The following is a 3,905-nucleotide window of genomic DNA, read 5'->3' on the forward strand; positions in this document are numbered from 1 at the left end:
AGATGTGTATAAGAGACAGCCCTCCACCCTGCCCACCGGCGTACTGGCCCTGTGCTCGGCGCTGCTGCTGGCCCTGGTCGCCGTCGGATGGCGTCCGCTGCTCGATCTGGACGGCGACATCTCCCGCACCACCCACCGCTGGGCGGTCGAGGAACCCGGCTGGACGCAGACGGCCCGCATCCTGACGGACTGGGTCTGGGACCCGTGGACGATGCGGGTCCTGTGCGGCGTGGCGGCGGCGCTGCTGGCGTGGCGGTACGCGGCCCGGTGGACCGCGACGTGGCTGGTGGTGGCGGTCGCCCTGGGAACGGCCGTGCAGCAGGGCCTGAAGGCCGCGGTGGACCGTGCCCGCCCGGTCTGGCCCGACCCGGTCGACTCCGCGCACTACGCGGCCTTCCCGTCGGGCCACGCCATGACCGCCACGGTCGTCTGCGGGCTCCTGGTGTGGCTGCTGCACCGCCACCGCGTGAGCCGCCTGGTGCGGCGCGTGGCGCTGGCCCTGGCGGTACTCTCGGTGATCGGCGTCGGCCTCACCCGCGTCTGGCTCGGCGTCCACTGGCCCACGGACGTCCTCGGCGGCTGGCTGCTCGGCGCGCTGGTGGTGGCCGCGGCGGTACAGGTCCACCGGCGCCGGCACCCGTGAGCCGCGCACCCCGTCGTGGGGCCGGGCGGTGGCCCGAGGCCACCGCCCGGAACCATACCGTCCGTCTCGGACGATCCCCCGCGTCGCCCGAGACGGACGGCAGCCCGGAGAGGGCCCCCAAGGACCCGGCCGGACGCGCTGAGTATAGTTGGCTGCCAGCCAGTCAACGCAGGAGTCAAGCATGTCCCCGCGCAGCCCCCTGGTCAATGAAGAGTTGCGGAGACGTTCGAAGGAGCGGCTCCTGCACGCGGCCGTCGAACTGGTGAACGAGCACGGATACGAGGCGACCACGCTCGGCGACATCGCCGACCGGGCGGGCTCCGCCCGCGGTCTGGTCTCGTACTACTTCCCCGGGAAACGCCAGCTCGTGCAGTCCGCCGTGCACCGGCTGATGCACCGCACCCTGGAGGAGGCCCTGGAGCGCGAGCCGCGCACCGAGGACGGCCGGGAGCGGTTGGCGCGGGCCATCGACGCGATCCTGGGCCTGGCGCGGGACCGGCCGGTCCTGATGCGCCAGCACATGGCCGGGCTGCTGCAGGCCGAGGGATTCGTCACCTGCCCCGAGCAGCGGCGCCTGGCCGAGCTGCTGCGGGACACCGTCGTCCGGCACGGCTCCCAGGACGTCGACGCCGACTACCCGATGCTGCGCGCCCTGCTGATGGGCGCCGTGTTCGCGGCCCTGATGCCGGGTGCGCCGATGCCGGTCCCGACGCTGCGCGCGGAGCTCTTCAAGCGCTACCGGCTCGACTGGGAGCTGGGCGTCCCGCCGGACACCGAGGTGCCCGGCGGGACGGACCTGGCCCGGTTCTTCGCGACCGGGCCGGGGCTCGGCCGTCCGGCTCCGGCCCTCCGGCCGGAGCCGGAAGCTCAGTCGAAGTAGTCCGGCTGCGTCTGCACGTTGAGCTCGCGCAGCTGGACCTTGCGGGCCGGGTCCGTGCGCCGGTCGTCGATCCTCAGGACGTCGAATCCCTTGGCCATGTCGTTCGAGTAGATGTAGCCGTTGTAGTAGTACGCCGACCAGGAGCCGCCGGTGACGTTCTGTTCGGTGGACAGCGGCCCACGCTCGAAGTAGGCGATCTCCTTGGGCTTGGAGGAGTTCGTGAAGTCCCAGACCGAGACGCCGCCCTGGTACCAGGCCTGCACCATCAGGTCCTTGCCCTTGACCGGGATCAGCGAGCCGTTGTGGGCCACGCAGTTCTCGGTGTCGGCCTGGTGGCGGGGGATCTTGAAGTAGCTGCGGAAGACCAGCTTGCGCTTGTCCCCCTTGCCGACGATGTCGTAGATGCCGTCCGCGCCGCGGTTCGGGCCGACCTCCGCGTTGCAGGTGGCGCCGCCTCCGCCGCCCAGCTCGTCGGTGAACACGACCTTGTTCGCCTTCTGGTTGAAGGTCGCCGAGTGCCAGAACGCGAAGTTGACGTTGTCCTGCACCTGGTCGATCACCTTCGGGCGCTCCGGGTCCTTGATGGAGAACAGGATGCCGTCGCCCATGCAGGCTCCGGCGGCCAGGTCCTCGGACGGCAGCACGGTGATGTCGTGGCAGCCGGTGGTCTTGGAGACGCCCGGGTTGGTGGGCGCGCCCGGGTTGCCGCCGCCGTCCGGGCCCTCACCCGGGAACAGCACCGGGAAGCCGACGACCGCCGCCTTGTGCGGGGCCTTGCGCGGCACCTTGATGACGGAGATGCCGTCGTGCGGCGGCTGGCAGTCGGGGTAGGCCGCGTTCGGCGAGTACGAGGAGACGTAGACGTAGACGTTCTTCCGCTCGGGCACCAGCGTGTGGGTGTGCGAGCCGCAGGCGGTCTCGACGGCGGCGACGTAGCGCGGGTTCCGCTTGTCGCTGATGTCGAAGACCTTCATGCCCTCCCACGAGGACTTCTCGGTCACCGGCTGCGTGGTGCTGTTGCAACTGCTGTCGCTGCGCGAGGAGTCGGTGGACAGGAACAGCAGGTCCCCGGAGACGGAGATGTCGTTCTGCGAGCCGGGGCACAGGACCTGGGCCACCGTCTTCGGCGACTTCGGGTTGCTGATGTCGAAGATGCGGAAGCCGTCGTAGTTGCCCGCGAAGGCGTAGCGGCCCTGGAACGCCAGGTCCGTGTTGGTGCCGGGCAGCGCGTCCTTGGGGATGTTGGCCACGTGCCGGATGTTGTCGGAGTGGACGACCTCGTCCTGGCCGGGGATCTCGCCGGCGGCGATGGCCTCCCGCGCCTCGGCCTGGTCGCTCCGCGAGACCTCCTTCGGTGCGGCCGGCGCGTCCCCGGGGTCGGGGATCGCCGCGGCCGGGGCGGCGGTGAGGAGCGCGGCCAGCAGCCCACCGGCTGCGGCGGCAACTCCCAAACGTCTGCGCCGGGTTCGGGGAACTCTCAACAGGATCACTGTTTTCCTCCCTGGTTCCGTTCGCCTCGGAACGGTTTTCGCTCCGGCAGTATCGTCTTCGGCATGCACATACCAACAGGGGGCAACACACGTGCAATGAAGTTTTCCGATCACCGACGCGCGGAAGCGTGCTAGGACGGTCGTCAGCACTCACGAGGTGTTCCGCGACCCTCCCACCGGAGGGGATGCCCCCAGCCACAGGAGGTCCTTGTGCTCCACCGCCGTGTGCCACGTGTGTCCGTCGTCGCGGCCGGGCTGACCGCCCTGGCCGTACTGGGGCTCACGGGCTGCGACTCCGACACGGACGACACCGGGTCGGCCGCGACGAGCGGGCCGTCGGTCATCGCGCCGGGCGGACCCGGGGAGGCGAACCGGACCCTGTCGGCCGAGGAGGCCGCACAGCAGCGCGCGGAGGACGACTCCCCCAACTCCGCCGACGTCTCCTACGTGCGGATGATGATCGAGCACCACGCGCAGGCCCTGGAGATGACCGACCTGGTCCCCGACCGCGCCGAGTCACCGAAGATCGTCAAACTGGCCGAGCGCATCGCCGCCGCGCAGCGGCCGGAGATCGGGGCGATGAAGGGCTGGCTGAAGACCCACGGCAAGGCGGCGGGGGGCGGCGGACACGACCACGATCACGCGACGATGCCCGGAATGGCGACGCAGGCCCAGCTGAAGAACCTGCGCGCGGCCGACGGCAAGGCCTTCAAGACCGTCAGCCCCGCCACCGAGGAGGTCCTCTCCGAGGTCGCCCGGGCCGGCGAGGCGGACGTGGACCGCGCGGTGCGGGCCGCCCGCAAGGCGTTCGGGAAGTGGTCCGCGCTGCCCGGCTCCGAGCGCGCCAAGTACCTGTTCCGGATCGCCCGGATCATCCAGGAGCGCATCCGCG

General features: G+C 71.0%; 4 protein-coding genes. 3 read left to right on the top strand and 1 reads right to left on the bottom strand.

The window, feature by feature from the left end; genetic code table 11:
* The first annotated feature begins 4 nt into the window (after nt 1–4).
* Together B7L92_RS36925 and B7L92_RS36930 are read left to right on the top strand one after the other, a co-directional pair.
* Nucleotides 5–643 carry a phosphatase PAP2 family protein gene (locus B7L92_RS36925; RefSeq protein ID WP_081241514.1) on the top strand — a complete coding sequence of 213 codons (639 nt, stop codon included), beginning with the start codon at nt 5–7 and terminating at the stop codon, nt 641–643.
* Between the two features lie 181 nt (nt 644–824).
* Nucleotides 825–1,523: a TetR/AcrR family transcriptional regulator gene (locus B7L92_RS36930; RefSeq protein ID WP_081241512.1), complete on the top strand. Its 699-nt coding sequence runs from the start codon at nt 825–827 to the stop codon at nt 1,521–1,523.
* On the opposite strand, the gene B7L92_RS36935 is transcribed toward B7L92_RS36930, so the two are convergent.
* Nucleotides 1,511–3,013 (bottom strand): LVIVD repeat-containing protein, encoded by a 1,503-nt coding sequence (locus tag B7L92_RS36935; protein ID WP_081241513.1) that lies wholly within the window; start codon nt 3,011–3,013, stop codon nt 1,511–1,513. The genes B7L92_RS36930 and B7L92_RS36935 overlap by 13 nt on opposite strands.
* Before the next feature lie 210 nt (nt 3,014–3,223).
* Here B7L92_RS36935 and B7L92_RS41470 point away from each other — a divergent pair.
* Nucleotides 3,224–3,905: aldehyde dehydrogenase family protein (locus B7L92_RS41470; RefSeq protein WP_159461090.1), on the top strand; the 682-nt coding region annotated here is incomplete at its 3' end.

This window comes from Streptomyces viridosporus, assembly GCF_002078235.1.
GTDB classification, from domain to species: domain Bacteria; phylum Actinomycetota; class Actinomycetes; order Streptomycetales; family Streptomycetaceae; genus Streptomyces; species Streptomyces viridosporus.